At 64.0% G+C, this 16,888-nt stretch carries 13 protein-coding genes; 7 read left to right on the top strand and 6 right to left on the bottom strand.

Translation table 11 applies throughout. The annotated features are described in order from the left end of the window. Window positions 1-134: 134 nt before the first annotated feature. The gene (locus H5T60_02885) at window positions 135-371 is read left to right on the top strand and encodes a hypothetical protein (GenBank protein MBC7241374.1); all 237 of its coding nucleotides are present in this window, start codon (window positions 135-137) and stop codon (window positions 369-371) included. 96 nt (window positions 372-467) lie between these two features. On the opposite strand, the gene H5T60_02880 is transcribed toward H5T60_02885, so the two are convergent. The 5 genes from H5T60_02880 to H5T60_02860 all read right to left on the bottom strand — a co-directional run bounded on the left by H5T60_02880 (window position 468) and on the right by H5T60_02860 (window position 6,584). Further along, window positions 468-1,502: a hypothetical protein gene (locus H5T60_02880; GenBank protein MBC7241373.1), complete on the bottom strand. Its 1,035-nt coding sequence runs from the start codon at window positions 1,500-1,502 to the stop codon at window positions 468-470. 215 nt (window positions 1,503-1,717) lie between these two features. After that, on the bottom strand, window positions 1,718-2,500 hold the full coding sequence (locus H5T60_02875) for a FadR family transcriptional regulator (protein ID MBC7241372.1): 783 nt from the start codon (window positions 2,498-2,500) through the stop codon (window positions 1,718-1,720). Between the two features lie 182 nt (window positions 2,501-2,682). Next, entirely contained in the window at window positions 2,683-5,208 is a 2,526-nt protein-coding gene (locus tag H5T60_02870; protein ID MBC7241371.1) for an ABC transporter permease, read from the bottom strand. A gap of 12 nt (window positions 5,209-5,220) precedes the next feature. Continuing rightward, the gene (locus H5T60_02865; GenBank protein ID MBC7241370.1) at window positions 5,221-5,964 is read right to left on the bottom strand and encodes an ABC transporter ATP-binding protein; all 744 of its coding nucleotides are present in this window, start codon (window positions 5,962-5,964) and stop codon (window positions 5,221-5,223) included. Further along, window positions 5,961-6,584, bottom strand: a complete 624-nt coding sequence (locus tag H5T60_02860; GenBank protein ID MBC7241369.1) for a helix-turn-helix transcriptional regulator — start codon at window positions 6,582-6,584, stop codon at window positions 5,961-5,963. The genes H5T60_02865 and H5T60_02860 overlap by 4 nt, the downstream gene beginning before the upstream one ends. A gap of 403 nt (window positions 6,585-6,987) precedes the next feature. On the opposite strand from H5T60_02860, the gene H5T60_02855 reads away from it, so the two are divergent. The 6 genes from H5T60_02855 to H5T60_02830 all read left to right on the top strand — a co-directional run bounded on the left by H5T60_02855 (window position 6,988) and on the right by H5T60_02830 (window position 14,472). Beyond that, window positions 6,988-10,383: a PAS domain S-box protein gene (locus H5T60_02855; protein ID MBC7241368.1), complete on the top strand. Its 3,396-nt coding sequence runs from the start codon at window positions 6,988-6,990 to the stop codon at window positions 10,381-10,383. A gap of 45 nt (window positions 10,384-10,428) precedes the next feature. Then, window positions 10,429-11,526: a redox-regulated ATPase YchF gene (gene ychF, locus H5T60_02850; protein ID MBC7241367.1), complete on the top strand. Its 1,098-nt coding sequence runs from the start codon at window positions 10,429-10,431 to the stop codon at window positions 11,524-11,526. 222 nt (window positions 11,527-11,748) lie between these two features. After that, entirely contained in the window at window positions 11,749-12,039 is a 291-nt protein-coding gene (gene rpsF / locus H5T60_02845; GenBank protein MBC7241366.1) for a 30S ribosomal protein S6, read from the top strand. Window positions 12,040-12,095: 56 nt separating this feature from the next. Next, a complete protein-coding gene (gene ssb, locus H5T60_02840) occupies window positions 12,096-12,803 on the top strand; it encodes a single-stranded DNA-binding protein (protein ID MBC7241365.1) in 708 nt (235 codons plus the stop codon). 85 nt (window positions 12,804-12,888) lie between these two features. Then, on the top strand, window positions 12,889-13,224 hold the full coding sequence (locus H5T60_02835) for a 30S ribosomal protein S18 (protein MBC7241364.1): 336 nt from the start codon (window positions 12,889-12,891) through the stop codon (window positions 13,222-13,224). A gap of 75 nt (window positions 13,225-13,299) precedes the next feature. Then, entirely contained in the window at window positions 13,300-14,472 is a 1,173-nt protein-coding gene (locus H5T60_02830) for a peptidylprolyl isomerase (GenBank protein MBC7241363.1), read from the top strand. Window positions 14,473-14,522: 50 nt separating this feature from the next. Here H5T60_02830 and relA read toward each other — a convergent pair whose 3' ends face one another. Further along, window positions 14,523-16,700 carry a GTP diphosphokinase gene (relA, locus tag H5T60_02825; protein MBC7241362.1) on the bottom strand — a complete coding sequence of 726 codons (2,178 nt, stop codon included), beginning with the start codon at window positions 16,698-16,700 and terminating at the stop codon, window positions 14,523-14,525. Window positions 16,701-16,888: the final 188 nt, after the last annotated feature.

Here is a 16,888-nt window from a genome sequence, read left to right as displayed (position 1 = left end):
GCTAAAGCGCCGTGACAGGCGGGGACTTTCCGCCGGCGTAGGGAAACCGTCGCGCGATCATCATGTCGGACCTCCCCCGGACGGCTACACTGGTATCAGGAATGCCCTTTACCATCCCCTTCCGAGGAGGTGTTATGTTCTCCGACCGCATCGGGAAGATCCAAAAGGCACGGCTGTACGCGCTGGAGCCGGAGCGCTTCACGGTGAGCGGGGAATCGGTAAGCGTGCGGGGAGACCACGGGGACTATATCTTGACGAGACGGGATGATGGGGGATGGGCGTGCACGTGCGGCTATTATCGCCGGCACCGCTGGTGCGCCCATACCCTGGCGTATGAATGGTATACCGGCCTGCGGCCTGGCCTCATGTAGTTCTGCACGACAATCTGGCCGGTCCTGATCCGGCGGGGAACCAAAAAGGCCCGCGAGGTGGTTTCGCGGGCCTTTTTCGCATCCCTTGGCCAGGGGTTATTCTTCCGGACGCTTCGGCATGGCGGTGAGCTGGACGCTGAGGCGAGCGAAATGGCTCTGCTCGGGCCCTTCGCCGGCGCCGTAGACCATCTCCTTGATCTCCGCCCGCACCCGCAGGGTGCTGGTCTCCAGCGTGAAGACCTTGCCCGGCTCGGCCAGAATGGCCTCCCCCTTGGGCGCCAGCCGCGTGCGCAGTTCGGCATCCTCGAAGGCGTACTGGCTCATCAGGACCTTGGTCACGGTGCGGATATCGCTCTTGTCGAAGAGCCAGACCTCGAAGGCGGTCACCAAGCTGGGCGTGCCCTCGCCCAGGGTTTCGGAGATGCCCATGCCGCATTCGCCAAGGAATTCCCCGGAGGGCGTCTCAATGGCGAAGCTCTCGTCGAAGCTGTCATCTCCCAGGTTATAGGTCGAGGTGAAGGTGCCCAGGGTCGAAATCGGCGGGGCGGCCGGCGCGGGAGCGGCCGGCGCGCCAGGCACGGCTGTCGGGGCCGGCGCGGGGCCAGCGGCCGGCTGGGCCACCTGCACCCCACGGCGCTTCTGGAGGTAGCTCCACCCCAATGCGGCCGCGGCGAGCAGGATCGCGATGCCGATGAGCACGCCGCAGATGGCAACCAGATTCGCGAGGATGCCCTTGCGCGGCGCCGGCGCGGTTTCCGCACCCGGCGGGGTCGGCTGAGCAGAAGGGGTAATGCCCAGGTCGCGCGCTAGCGCGGCGATACGCTGGGCATCCGAGCCGCGACCCTGACGCATGTATTCGGATTGGAGATTGGTGAGGATGGCGGCCAGTTCGTCGGGGGGCCAGCCGGCCAGCCGCTGGCGCGCTTGGTCCAGGTCATGGGTCACGAAATAGGAGTCGGCCACCATCGTGACATAGGCCAGCTTGTGCTCGGCGCGCAGATCAATCGGGTCGGTGTCATAATACTCGACCGGCCACAGCCACCAGCCGATGACCAGCCAGCCCAGCAGGAGGCCGGCCAGGAACGCGGCAAGGGCGATCACAATGGTTGCTTTCTGCCCGCTGATCCGCATGACATCCCCTCCTGGCGTGCGTAATGTACTGCCGGCTGGGACTGGGCCGGCAGAGGTTGACAAGGGCTACCGCAGATCGTGCATTAGCGATCGCAAGGGTATTGTAGCACATTCCGAAATTGAGCGTCAAGGTTCGGACGGGGCCGGCGGCAGGAATTAATAATAAAAAACCAGGCCTGCTGGGCAGGCCTGGCAGATATATAGGCGCGCCGTGCCTATTGCTGGCGGTAGTACGTTTCGATAATCTCCTTCTCCAGGTCATAATGCCGCTGAAGCCACTCCACCGCCGCGTCGGCCTGTCCCTGGATGACCGCTTCACACATCCCGCTGTGAATCTGCCGCTCCGCCTCAATCCAGCGCTGGTTCTGCTCCGGTGAGCCTTCCAGGAAGCCGCGCAGGCGCAGGGTCTTGGGCACCATGTCCAGGAGCGTTTTGAGCAGTTGCACCAGGATAGGGTTGCCGGTAGATTCAGCGATGGTCAGATGGATGCGGTCATGCGAGGAGCCAGTAGGCCGGCCCTCCATCGCCGCGGCATACTCCGCCAACTGGTCCACCGCCAGGTATGCGGCGAGAGCCTCGTTCAGTGCCCGGCGGTGTTCGTCGGTGATGTTCTGCGCGGCCAGCAGGACGATCTCCTTTTCCAGGAGGAAGCGGGCCTGGAGCAGGTGCAGGCGCATTTCCTTCTGGAGCGCAGTGGACAGGGAGGCGATATCCATCCCGAAGTCGAACTGGGGCTTGGGCTGTTTGATGAAAGTGCCCTCGCCGGCGCGCCCCTCGACCAGTCCCATGGCCGCCAGGGACTGCAGGGCCTCGCGTACCGAGGAACGGCTGACGCCCAGCATCTCCATCAGCCGGCGCTCCGAGGGCAGTTTGTCACCCGGTTTCAGTTCACCCCGCTGGATCAATGAGACGAGCTGTTCAATGATCGAGTCCACCACGGTGACGCGCCGGGGCGGCAGTAACGGCAGTGGTTTCTGTTCGCGTTTTCTCTCTCGCATATGCTTCCTGCCCTCGCACGATGCGGCCCTCACGGCCGGCGAATCATGTATACACCCATAATATACCAGAATCTTGCAGTATGTCAATTTATGCGCCATGCGCATGACGGATGGTCTGACCTGTGCGCTTTTTGCCACCTGGGGAAAGTCGTGGGGGCGAGGCATGCCTCGCCCCACAATAATTATTCGTACCGCAGGGCGGATACGATATCCATACGGGCGGCCTGGCGCGCCGGCAGAGAGGCGGCCGCAACCCCCAGCAGGATGCCGGCGGCGATCGCCAGCAGGATGCCGGCCAGCGGGAAGCTGAATGGCATCGGGAAGCCGCCGGCGTTCAGGGCGTCGTTCAGCACATAACCCAGCCAGACGCCGGCGATCAGGCCAAAGGCTGTGCCTAGCGCGGAGAGGAGCAGGCTCTCCGAGCGAATGATGCGGCGGATCTGCCGGCGGGTGCTCCCGATCGCCCGCAGTAGGCCGATCTCCCGCGTCCGCTCGATGATGTTGATGGCTAGGGTGTTCATCATCCCCAGCAGGCTCGGAGCCACCAGCGCCAGCGCAATGATGAACAGCATGGCGAAACTGGCTTGGGAAGCCTGCATCGTGCTGGCGCGGTAATCCTCCGAGTCAAACAGGGCGAAGTTGGGGAAATCCTCCAGCCGCTGTTTCAATGCCTCGCGCACCGCTGCGCGGTCCGCGCCCGGCTGGACGTTCGCCATGATGAGCACATCGCTGGTGATATGGAAGTCCCGCTCCAGGTTCTGGTGGGAGATGTAGCCAGTGGCCAGCTTGGCGTTCAGGAAGTCCACGCCGATACCCACCACCTGGTAGTCCTGCGGGCCTTCCGGCGTCTGCAGGGTAAGGGTCTGCCCGACCTTCACGCCGGCCTGCAGGGCATATACCCCGTTCACGATGATGGCGCGGCCCTGGCCAAGCGCCTCGAACGCGGTCGTCGGGTCGCCGGCGCTGAAGATGAGGCCGGAGAGCTTCGGATATGTCTCTGGGTCAATCGCTACTAACTGCAGAACCGCTCCATCCACGACCGTTTTGCCCAGGCGGAGGGTGCTCACTTCTGCAACGCCCGGCGTTTCCTTGATAGACTGGGCCAGCTCCGGGGCCGCGCCGAGGTTGCCGGCGCTCAACACCATGGCGGACGGCATCACCAGGAAGTCAGAGCCAAGCGAGGCCCGGATATATTGGTCGAGACCCAGGTACACGCTGGTGGTCAGGCTGGCCGTCGCCACCACAATGGCGATGCTGATCATCACCGTAGAGGCCGTGATAGCCGCCCGCCCGGGCTGTCGAGCCAGGTTGCTCCTGGCGAGATGGCCCTCCCGTTGGAGCAGGAATGCCAGCGCCGTGCTGAGAAGCATGGCGAAGGGGTTGACCAGCGCCGGCGTGACCAGCACCATGCCGGCCAGGAAGGCGATCAGGCCCAGTGCAGATAAGGCGAGATTGCGGGACACCAGGCCGACGACAGCCACCGCCAGCAGGCCGGCACCGATAATGGTGCGGGCGCGGGCAACCCTCTTCTCCGGGCGGATGAGCATGGGCCGCAGGGCATCCAGCGGCGTCACGCGCGCGGCGGACAGCGCCGGCCACAGCCCACCAATGAGGGTCACCCCAACGCCCATACATATAGCTATGAGCAGGTTCGTCAGACTGAAGATCGGCTCACCCAACTCCATGCGCAGGAAATCGCGCGCCACCGGCCGCAGGAGGGCCAGGGTCACCTCCGCGAGGAGATAGCCGGCGGCCAGGCCGGCCGCAGTCCCCAGCACCCCCTGCACCAGGCTCTCGGTCAGTATCAGGCGCAGGACAGAGCGCCGCGTCGCCCCGATGGCGCGCAGTAAGCCGATGTCATGGCGCCGCTCAGCCACTACTGTGCGGAAGGTGTTGAAGATAATGAACCCGCCCATAATCAGCGCCAGGATGCCGATGACCTGGAAGAATTTCTCGCCGATTTCCATGCTGGTCATAAATTCCTGGCCGAACTCCGGCAGGACCGTGCTGTAGCCGGCCCCCAGCCGTTCCAACAGCCGCTCTTTCACGGCCTCCCGCTCCTGGCCGGCCTCCACCAGCACCTCAATGCCGTTGATGTACCCTTTGAGATTCAGCACGCGCTGGGCGGTCTCCAGCGGCATGTATACCTCTTCCGCGCCCGGCAGGGCGACCGTGTGCACCGTGCCCACAATCCGCAGATGAAGCTGACCTTCGGCCGCCGGCAGGATGAACTCATCACCGACTCTCAATCCAAGCTGTTCTGCCAAAGAGGCCGGGATCACCACGACATCTGCATCGCCCGGCTCCAGCCAGCGCCCCTCTGCCAACGGATAGGAGCGAGTCTGATGGGCTGGCTCCAGCTCCAACCCCACGACGGTGACGGAGTTCACTCGTGGGCCGGCGGTCTCGGTTGTTGGCAGAAGGACAGCCTGGCGCAGAAGCCCCCCTGCCCGCGCCACACCCTCGGTGGACCGCACTACATCCAGCACGGACGGGCTGAATGGACTGCCGCTCACATGTCCAATGGTGATATCCACTTCGCCGGCGGCAGAAAGCATATTCTGCCGGAACGCCTGCATCATGGTCGGCAGGAGACTGCTCAGCCCCGAGAGGATCATCACCCCGATGGCAATGGCCAGCGTGGTGAGAATGGTGCGCATTCTCCTGCCCGAAAGATACCGCCATGCCAGCATGAGATACAGGGTCATATTCGACTCCTTTCAGCGCAGGGTTTCCATGCGCTCATGGAGGGCCTGTGCCTCCTGCTGGTCGCCGTTCCCCGTCAGGAGGGTTTCGTCGACAATCCGGCCGTCCTTCAGGAAGACGATGCGGTCCGCGTAGGCGGCTATGCGCGGGTCATGGGTGACCATCAGCACCGTGCGCCCCCACTGATTGACCGTCTGGCGCAGTAAGTTCGCGATGTCATCGCCGGCGCGCGTGTCCAGGTTGCCGGTCGGCTCGTCTGCCAGGATAAGCGCCGGCTCCGTCACCATGGCGCGCGCGATAGCCACTCTCTGCTGTTGGCCGGCCGACAACTGATCGGGACGGTGGAGCAGGCGCTCGCCCAGGCCCATGCGCTCCAGCCATTCCACCGCGCGCTGGCGTGCCTCCTTGGCCGGCACACCGTCCAGCAACAGCGGCAGTGCCACGTTTTCCAGTGCCGTCAGCACGGGGATGAGGTTGAAGAACTGGAAGACGAAGCCGATCTTGCGCCGGCGCAGGAGCGTCAAAGAGTCATCATCCAATTGTGTGAGGTCCTGGCCGGCCAGCACTACCCTTCCCTCCGTCGGGCGATCCAGCCCGCCGATCAGGTGCAACAGCGTGGATTTGCCGCATCCGCTGGGTCCCATCACGGCCAGGAATTCCCCTTCATTGACGCTGAGGTTGACGTGGTCGAGCGCGGTGACAGCGGTTTCCCCACTGCCGTAAATACGGGTGAGATTTTCGGTTTGGACGATCTTCATGGCGCACGCTCCTTGGGTATACTATCTGGGATAGAAGGGAAGGATTTGGGCGGCCGGCCGCGCCGGCGCATAGGCGGTTCTGGCAATGGCTGTCGGCGCACCTCATCCAGCCGGGCTTCCAGCATATCGAGCCAGCGCAGGTCGGCTTCCAGATGCATGATCGCCTTATCGTGCAGGAGGATCACCCCCAGTTCTCGAGTGGGGTCGGCTTCTGCCCGCTGAGCGGTGACCCGGTGGAGTTCGCGATAGAGCGCGGCCCGCTGGGACTGGAGGATGCGTCTGGCCAGGCCCTCGTCAATGGAGAGGGCCAGCATGCACTTCAGGAAAATATCGTCGTGGAGGGTGGGCTGGACCTCCTCGCTTTGGAGCCAGGCGAGGAGTTCGGCCCGGCCGGCAGGAGTGATGGCGAACACGTGCTTCTCCGGCCCGCCGCCTTTCTCTACGGCTTCCTCACACACCAGGCCGGCCCCGGCCAGGCGCGCCAGAGTGTTGTAGACCTGGGCCGGCTTGAGATCCCAGTTCTCCGCGCCGCCTACCAGCGCCTGCAGACGAGCATGCAGTGCATACCCATGTTCCGGCTGTTGGGCCAGCAGGCCAAGGATGGCGTACCGAACCGACATAACATCCCTCCCGCCGTTGATATAAAATGTATAACACAGTGAATAGTTTTTGTCAAAGCGCCGAACGCGCGAGGACCAGCGGGAACTCCATCCAGCCCTCGAAGGGGGCCAGGCTCCTTCTGCCAGGCTTAACAGAGCGTATGGCTGTGCGCAAACCCCTACCGGCGCGGGAGGGGCAGACCGCCGAAAATTGTGCGGCGCTCGTCTCGCACGCCGGCCGGCACCCACCCCGCCCCGTTCTTTTAAAATTTCAATTTTAATCTTTCAGTTGACAAACGCCGGTGGGTGTTGTAAAATGTATGTAGTGTTGTGATATCATGTGCATCACCATATGTAGGTTGGCCGAGGGTCTCGGGCAACAGGGTTTCGACATGCGACCTGCCAGGACAGGGAAAACAAGCTCATGCGGCTGGAATGGATTGGCGGCCTGACCGGCTCGCCGGCAATGATACTGGACAATCCCCTCGCCCTAATATTCCTCGCCCTCGCCCCGCTGTTCGTCATTTTCATTTTCTGGCTGTACCGGGAGGAAATGTCCATTATCCGCCGGCGTCTTCCGCTCTTCCTTTTGACGCTGGCCACCGCCATCCCTGCCCCCTTGCTCCTGCGCTTCTCCGACGCTTCCGCGCCGGCCGCGTCTGCCCCCGCCCCCTTGCTGGCATCCATGCCGTTATTGATGGCCGCGCTTTGGCTGGGACGTGCGCCGGCCGCGCTGGCCGGCGGCATCAGCGGCCTCGTCTATGCCCTCTCTGCCGGCGCGCCCAGCCTGCACCCACTGCTCGGCGCCCTGGCCGGCTTCGTGCTGGCCTGGTGCCTGCGGCAGTCCCGCCGCGGGCCGCTGTTCACCCTGCTCCGCCAGCCGCTCCTCACTGCACCGCTGATTAGCCTGCTCCTCTGGCCACTGCCGCTGTACGCCTACCTGGTAAATCCTGCTCTGTGGGCCGGCCTGCTGGCGCCGGCGGTCCCGCCGGCCGGCCAGATCATCCCGGCGCTTGCCGGCGCGCTCCTGCTCGGCGGCCTGGCACAGCTTCTGCTCGCCCTTTCCCCCACACTGCGCCAGAACATCCGCTCGGCGGGGGAAAGCACACCCCAGCGGACACTGGCCGGCAGTCTGCGCGCCCGGCTGATGCCGCTGATCACCATCATCGCGCTCATCTCCATCATCGCCCTGTACGCCGCCAGCACCCGCATCGCCTTCGAACAAACCCTGAGCCGCATGGAGAACTCCGCCGGCGACATCATCCGCGCGCTGGAGGGCACCGTGCAGGCCGGCCTGGAAGGCCTGGACTCCGCTACCGCCGCCGGCCGCTTTGCCGACATCCCCATTGACCAGTGGGCCGGCGCGCTGGGGGCGGTCGAACTGGCCAATGCGCCTTTCCAGGCCATCATCCTGCTGGACCAGACCGCCAACATCGTCGCGGTGCGTTCCCTGGGCGAAAGCGCCGGCACACCGCCATTGAATGAGGCAGAGGCCGCCGCTATCGCGGACGCTATCGCGCAGGGACATACCGTGTTAAGCCGCACTTACCGCTGGGCGGACGGCCAGCCGGCGGTTGCTCTGGCCGCCCCCCTGCTCGACCGGCGCGATCGCCAGGTGCGTGGGATGCTCATCGGACGGATGCTCCCACTCCGACAGCCGGCCGTGGAGGCGGCGCTCTCCTTGCGCCAGGGAAGCGACACCGCCGACCGCATGTATCTCATTGACGACCGCGGCAGTGTCCTCTTCGCCCTCGGCGCCCCTCCTGGCACTTCCACCTGGGTGGCCAATTCTGAACCTCTGCGCCGCTTCCCGGTGCGAGCCGGCCAAGCATATGCCGAAAACGGCGCGGCCGGCCAGCCCCAGCTCACGTACTGGCGGCGCATTGATCGCCTCGGCTGGCACCTTGTGATGGAGACCGATCAGGGCACGATCATGCAGTCCGCCGGCCAGCTGGCACGCCCCCTGCTGTTCCTGCTCACCGGGCTTTTCGCCATCCTGGCCGCCGGCATGGTCTGGGAAGTGCAGAGCCAACTGCATCCGCTGGGACAGATCGCCCGGGCCGCCGCACGCATCGCCGCCGGCGAACTGAACACGCCCCTGCCCGACGCCGACCAGCGTGGGGATGAGATCGGCGAACTGGTGCGGGCCATCAAGCGCATGACCATTGGGCTGGGCGCCGGCGTCGAGGAGCTGGCGCGGTTGGTCGAAGTCAGCCAGAACGTCTCCGCCCGGGCTAACCTGGAGCACACCGTGGGCATCCTGCTTCGCGCCGTCACCCGAGGCATGGAAGCACACACCGCCGGCATGTACCTGATCGGCACCGGCGGCGTCATCTGGAAGCGGTTTATGGAAGGAGAGGGCAACCTGCCGGCCGATTTGGAGCTGTACCTGGAGCAGATGGCCGGCCAATCCTGGCGCAGAGCACGACAAATCATCGTCAGCGATGTGCGCGAGGAACGCGGCGATGTGCCCCTCGCCCTGATGGAGCGCGCCAGCGTCGCCGCATTCGTCATGCTCCCCATGCTCCGCGAGGGCCGCAACCTGGGTGCGCTGTGGGCGCTGTGGCCGGCGCCGCGCCCCTTCTCCACCTCGGACGTGCATTTCCTGTCGGCCCTGGCCAGCCTGGGCGGCATCATGATCGAGAACAACCGCATTTATCACGCGGTGGAAAGCGAACGCAGTCGCCTGGCCGCCATCCTGAACAGCACTCCCGACACCATTCTGGTGCTCGACGCCGAGGGGCGTCTGCAGTTGGCAAACCCGGCCGCCGAAGAACTGCTCGAATTCAACTTCCAAGAGCGCGTCGGTACCCCTCTGCCGGAGCTGATCAGCGACGATTCCCTCTTCCGCATGCTCTCTGACATCGCGCGCGGGCGCGGTCCCACCACCATCGAGCTGGAGCGGGACGGCCGCCGGCTGTACGTCAGCGCCTCCCCCATCCGCCTGAGCGGGAAAACGACCCCGCAGGGATGGGTGCTGGTCATGCGCGACATCACCGACTGGAAGCGCCTGGACGAACTGCAAACCGATTTCGTCCACACCATCGCCCACGATATGAAAAGCCCGCTCACCTTCGTGCGCGGCTACGCCTCCATGCTGCGCGATGAGGCTGTGAGCGAGCGCCAGCTCGAATACATTGAGAAAATCCTGAAGGGCATTGACGACCTCACCCAACTCATCAATGAACTGACCGAGCTGGCGGAGGTCTCCAATAAGATCGGCATGACCATGACCCCTGTCCAGCTCGTCACCCTGGTGAGCGAGGTCGCCGAGAACATGCGCACGTACGCCGAGGGCAAGGGGTTGAGCTTCTTGGTGGAACTGCCGGCCGACGCGCCTATGGTCATCGGCGACCCGGACCGGCTCAAGCGCGCTGTCCGCAACCTCATTGATAACGCCATCAAGTACACCATGGCGCCCGGCTGGGTGAAGGTCTCCGTGCAGGAAATGGCTTCTGCGGTGGTGATCAAGGTGGCGGACTCGGGCATCGGCATTTCGCAGGCCGACCGCCGGCGCATCTTCGAGAAATTCTACCGAGTGCGCCGGCGCGAGACCCTGCACATCCACGGCACCGGCCTCGGCCTGGCCCTGGTAAAAGAAGTGGCAGAACAGCACGGCGGACAGGTGTGGGTGGAAAGCGAGGTCGGCGTCGGGAGCATCTTCTACCTGGCCATCCCCAAGGACCGCCGGCTGGCCGATGTCCTGGAAGAGACGACCTTCCTGCATCCCGCTGGGACACCTTCGCCGGCGCGCGAGCCGGCGCCGCCGGCCAGCCATCCCCCTGCTCCGCCGCGTCCGATCAGCCGGCCATCGCGCTAACGTTCACATCATCCCGGAAGCCCTGCGGAAAGGATATCAGAAAACGTGTCACTCCAGATCGGTATTGTGGGCCTTCCCAATGTGGGCAAATCCACGCTCTTCAATGCCCTGACGCGCGCCCAGGCCGCCGTCGCCAGCTACCCCTTCACCACCATTGACCCCAACGTGGGCGTTGCCGAGGTGCCGGACGAACGACTGCACCGCGTGGCCGGCGTGGTCCGTCCCAAGCGCGTTGTGCCGGCCGCTATCGAGTTCGTGGACATCGCCGGCCTGGTCAAAGGTGCCTCGCGCGGCGAGGGCTTGGGCAACCAATTCCTGGGCCACATCCGCAACGTGGATGCCATTGCCCTCGTCCTGCGCTGTTTCGAGGACCCCGATATCCCACACCAGTTCGGCGAGATTGACCCCCTGCTGGATATGGAAACGGTCAATTCCGAACTCATCCTGGCGGATATCCAGAGCGTGGACCGCCGCATCGAACGGGTGCGCTCAGCGGCCAAGGCCGACCCCAAGGCCTACGCGCCCCAGCTCGCTTTCCTGCAGGCCCTGCGAGAGCACTTGAACGCCGGCCAGCGCGCCGACCGCTTCCCCTGCGGCGAACAAGAGAGCCTCTGGCTCCAGGAACTGTTCCTGCTGAGCGCCAAACCCCAGCTCTGGGTCGCCAACGTGGGGGAAGACGCCCTGCCGGACGGCGGCCCGCTGGCCGAGCGGGTGCGTCAGCGCGCCGCGCAGGAGAACATCCCGGTAGTGGTCATCTGTGCGGAGCTGGAGGCGGAGCTGGCCCAAATGGAGCCGGCGGAAGCGGAGGAATTCCGCCAGGCGCTGGGGCTGGAGCGCTCGGGACTGCACCAACTCGCCCTGGCCGGCTACCGCCTGCTGAACCTCATCACCTTCTTCACCGCTACCGGCACCGAAGAGGTGCGCGCCTGGCCCCTGCGCGCCGGCCTGACGGTCTGGGATGCCGCCGGCAAGATCCACACCGACATGCAGCGCGGCTTTATCCGGGCGGACGTCATCCCCTGGGACAAGCTGGTGGAGGCCGGCTCCTGGCAGGAAGCCCGCGCCGCCGGCTGGGTGCGTATGGAAGGCCGGGACTACATCGTGCAGGACGGTGATGTCATCCACATCCGCTTCGCGGTCTGATCCTGTCCCCTGGCGCGCGACAGGTTTGACCCGCACCTGGAGTACCGTGCGGTATAACTTTTCCAAGGCTCTCATATTTTTGCCATTCTGTGCGCTTTGTGGTATAAAGCGATCGTCTCGACGAGGGAGCGGAACGGGACTCCCTCGTTCTTTCTGCCTCTGGCCGTCGCCGCGAGCGATTTGACCGGAGGCAAACCCAAAGAAAGGAGGAAGCGAGACGGAATGCGACCCTATGAGCTGGTGTTCATTGTCGCCCCACAGCAGGACGACGAGAAGGTGCAGGCTCAGATCGACACGGTCACCAAGCGCATCGCCGGCTACGGCGGCGAAGTGACCAAGCTCTCGGTCTGGGGCAAGCGCAAGTTGGCCTACCCCATCAAGAAGTTCCGCGAAGGCCACTACGTCGTCGTCCAGATGCAGATGCCCGCCGAAGCGGTGAAACAGCTCGACCGCGACCTGCTCATCTCGGAAAACGTCATCCGTCATCTCATCGTCCGCCTAGACGAGGAATGAGATGAGGCCCCTCTTCAGACCGCTGGGCATTTTCCCGCTTTCCTGAGGAGACAGCCGTGGCGCGAGGATTGAACAAGGTCATCGTGGTGGGCGACCTGGGACGGGACCCAGAGCTTCGCTACACGCCGGAGGGCAAAGCCGTGGCCGCGTTCAGCCTGGTGGCGCGCCGGCAGTGGCTCACCGCCGACGGCACCCCACAGCAGGCCGAGGAATGGTTCAACGTCATCGCCTGGGGGACCAAGGCGGAGCGCTGTAAGCAGTGGTTGAGAAAGGGCAACCGCGTCTACATCGAGGGCCATCTGCAAACCCGCACATGGGTTGGCCAGGACCATTTGCGGCGCGTGCGCACGGAGCTGGTGCTTTCCGAGATGATACCCTTTGCCGCTATCGAGCCGGCGCCGGCAGTGGATGACGCGTCCGGGACGTTCCCCCAGCACATCAACAAGGTGATGGTCATCGGGCTGGTGGAGACAGAACCGGAGGTGCGCCCTACCGCATCGGGAAAACTGCGGGCCAGCTTCAGCCTGGCGGCTTCCCAGAGCTGGGTCACATCGGATGGCAAGCGCTGTGAGACCACGGAATGGTTTCATGTGGTGACATGGGGCAGTCTGGCCGAGATATGCCGGCAGTGGCTGTCCCGAGGCCGGCGAGTGTATGTGGAGGGCTACCTCCACACCTACGCCTGGAAAAATCAGTTGGACCAGCCTCACTGGCGCACCGAACTCGTCGCCAGGGAAATGGTAGTGCTGGACGAACATCCATAACCCAACAATCACCCTTTGCACGTAAGGAGGGATAACCTTGGCAGAAGAACGTGAAAAAACCGCACGCCCCGGCGCCAAACCCGCCGTGGATAAGCCGAAGGCTCAGGAAGTCGAAGATCTGGACATCGTGGATGAGGAGGAGGAGCAGGAAGAAGCGCCAGAACCGCGCCCGCGCCAGGAACGTCCCCGCCGGCGCTTCACCCACCGGCGCAAGGTGTGCCTCTTCTGCGCCGAGCACATGGACTACATTGATTACAAAAACGTGGACCTGCTCTACCGCTTCATCTCCGACCGGGCCAAGATCCTCAGCCGGCGCAAAACCGGCACCTGCGCCAAGCATCAGCGCCGCCTGGCCGTCGCCATCAAGCGCGCACGCCACCTGGCGCTCCTGCCCTTCACCGACGAACACATGCGTTCATAATTCCGGAACCCCAAGGCCTCCCACGGCGCGCCGCGGGAGGCCTTGCTGAATGCCGACATATCCATCGAGGTCTATATGGCGAAGAAACCCAAAAAGCAGGACATGACGCTGACAAAGAAGCAAGAGCGACTGCGCTATCGCGATCAGCAGGCGCGCCGAAATGTGCTCCTGGGGGTGATCATCGGTGCGATAGTGGTAGCGGCCATCATCATCGCCGGCGTCATCTACGAGTACGTCTATAAACCCTCGTCACCCGTGGCGGTGGTGAACGGTGAGCGCATCTCCACCACCGAATATCAGAAGATGTACCTGTATCAGCTCGAGAACCTGAACCAGTACCTGCGCAACCTGGAGACAGAAAAAGCCCGCCTGGACCCCAATGATTCCAACGTGGCGAGCATCATCCAGTTTTACGACCAGCTCATCACCCAGGCCCAGGCCCAGCTCGCGGATCTGCCCAACTCGGTGCTGGAAGACCTGATCCAGGACCGCGTCATCCGCCAGGGCGCACGCGATGAGGGCATTGTCGTAACGGATGAAGAGGTCCAGAAGCGGATTGAGGAGCTGTTCGGGTATAATCCCAACCCGCCTACCCCCACCCCGGAGCCATCGCCGGCCCCTGGCACGACGGCGACGCCGGCCCCTACGCCCACCATCATGACGCGAGAGGAATTCAGCCGGCTCTACTCCCTGTACCTGGAGAACCTGAAGCGCACCACAGGTATGAGCGAGGCGGAATATCGCGAGGTGATTCGCGGCCTGCTCTACCGCGAGAAACTGCAGGCGCTCATCGAAAGCAGCGTCCCCACTTCCGGGGAGCAGGTGCGCGCCCGCCATATCCTGGTGACGGATGAGGAGACAGCGAAGAAGGTGCTGGAGCGGCTGAAAGCCGGCGAGGACTTCGGCAACCTCGCCCAGGAATTCTCCCAGGACACTGCCACGAAATCCATCGGCGGCGACCTGGGGTGGTTCCCGCGCGGGCAGATGGTGAAAGAGTTCGAGGATGCCGCCTTTGCGCTGGAAGTAGGCCAGATCAGCGAGCCGGTCAAGACCCAGTTCGGCTATCACATCATCCGGGTGGATGCACACGAGATGGATCGGCCGTATGACCCTGCGGTACTGAACCAGATGAAGCAGAAAGCCTTCAATGACTGGCTCCAGCAGGCCATGGAGAAGGCCAGTATCCAGCGCAATTGGTCGCCGGACAAGGTGCCGGCCACCCCCACGCCGGCCTTCTTGGGGAGCTGAAAGACATCAGCGGCGGGAGGATGTTCCTCCCGCCGCTTTCCTTTGCGGGGTCAGCCCACCAGCCGGCGGGCCTCGATCACATTGGGGATGCGCTCGATCATCGCCAGCACCCGGCTGAGCTGTGCCACACTCGTGATCTCCAGGGTGGCGGTGATGGTGGCGATGTTCCCCTTCTCGCCCGTGATGGCATGGGCAGAACTCATATCAATGCCCTCATCGGCCACCAGCGCGGCAATATCCCGCAGTAACCCGCCCCGGTTGAACGCCTTCACCACAATCATCACCGGATAGGCCTGGTCCTCCGCACTGCCCCAATCCACGGCGATCAACCGTTCCTTGTCCTGCAGGCGCAGAACGTTCGGGCAGTCCTGTCGGTGGATGGTCACGCCCTTGCCGCGGGTGACGTAGCCGACGATGGGGTCGCCGGGCAAAGGATTGCAACAGCCGGCCAGTTTGGTGAGCAAGCCGCTGGTGCCCATGACGCTGACGTCGCCGGCGGCCGGCGCGGGTTTCGCCTCGCTGAGCGCGGCCAGCTTTTCCTCCTGCTGGACCCGCAGTCGCTCGCCGGCCAGCACCTTGGTGGCGATCTGCTGGCTGTTGATATCGCCGTAGCCGATGGCGGCCAGGAAGTCATCTGCCTTCTCGTAGCCGAAGGCCATCGCCAGCTCGTCAATATTGGTATCCTCGGCGTTGAGCCGCTTCAGCTCCCGATCGAGGATCTCTCGGCCGAGCTGGATGTTCTGCTCGCGATCCTGCCGGCGGAACCACTGCCGGATCTTACTGCGCGCCCGGGAGGTCTTGACGTAGTTCAACTGGGGGTTGAGCCAGTCCCGGCTGGGGCCGCCCCGCTTGGCAGTGATGATCTCGACCTGGTCGCCGTTCTGGAGCTGATAATCCAGGCTGACGATGCGGCCGTTGACGCGCGCCCCGCGACAGCGGTGACCGATCTCGGTGTGCACGTGATAGGCGAAGTCCACCGGCGTCGCGCCGGCCGGCAGGTCAATCACATCGCCCTGCGGCGTGAACACATAGACCCGGTCCTGGAAGACGTCGGTCTTCAATGAGTCCACGAACTCACGGGCATCGGTAACTTCCTTGCGCCATTCCATAATCTGGCGCAGCCAGGCGATCTTGTTCTCGAAATCCACATCGCGCTTGGTAAGCTGTTCCTTGTAACGCCAGTGGGCGGCAATGCCGTACTCCGCTGTGCGGTGCATCTCCCAGGTGCGAATCTGCACCTCCAGGGGCTTGCCGTCCGGCCCCACCACCGCGGTGTGCAGGGAGCGATACATGTTGTCCTTGGGCGTGGCGATGAAGTCGTCGAACTCGCGCGGGATGGGCTTCCAGAGCGAATGGACGATGCCCAGCGCGGCGTAGCATTCGGCGATGGTATTGACGATGATGCGGACCGCCCGCACGTCGTAAATCTGGTCGAAGTCCACGCCCTTTCTCTGCATTTTGCGGTAGATGCTGTAGATGTGCTTCGGCCGGCTGGACACCTCCGCCTCGATGCCGGCCTCCTTCAGCCGCTGGCGCAGTATCTCGGTGATCTGCTCCAGGGTGCGCATGCGGTCCTCGCGCCGCTCGTCGATCAGGCTGGCAATGCGCTTGTAGGTGGCCGGCTCCAGATAGCGGAAGGCCAGGTCCTCCAGCTCCCACTTGATCTGCCAGATGCCCAGCCGGTTGGCCAGCGGGGCGTAGATCTCCAGCGTCTCTTTGGCAATGCGCCGGCGCTTATGTTCCGGCAGAGCGCCGAGGGTGCGCATGTTGTGCAGTCGGTCCGCCAGCTTGATGAGCACCACGCGGACGTCATCCACCATGGCCAGGAATATCTTGCGCAGATTCTCGGCCTGCTCCTCCTCCAAATCCGGCCGGCCCATATTGCGCAGCTGGTTGATGTTCTCCAGCTTGGTCACCCCATCCACCAGTCGGGCGACCTCTTCCCCGAACTCCTGGCGGATATCGTCCAGGGTGATGGTGGTATCCTCCACCACGTCGTGCAGGAGGGCCGCGGCGATGGTGGCGGGGTCCAGGCGCAGGTCGGCGAGGATGCTGGCGACAGCCAGCGGGTGCTGGATATAGGATTCGCCGGAGGCGCGGGCCTGGCCGGCGTGGGCCTGCACGGCGCGCTCATAGGCGCGGCGCACGAGCTGTGCGCCGGCGCCGCTCTTATCATCCAACTGCGATATCAACTGCTCCACATCAATCAGCTTGGTCGAACCAACCATATCCCTTCGCCTGACTGCGACCGATAGCAATCCAGTCTCCGCTCTAATCTTACATTATAGCCCGATACGCGCCGGCTTGCAACCAATCCTTTTGCTGGGTCTTACCCACTTTTGACAGTACGACGTCCTCCTGCTATTTGGTAGTTGCGAAACCAACCATAGAGCAGAGAGGGCGTCGTGACACTAAC

It is taken from the genome of Anaerolineae bacterium, assembly GCA_014360855.1.
GTDB lineage: Bacteria > Chloroflexota > Anaerolineae > JACIWP01 > JACIWP01 > JACIWP01.
Note: the sequence above shows the minus strand (reverse complement) of the source record. Positions and strands in the feature narration are given on the sequence as shown.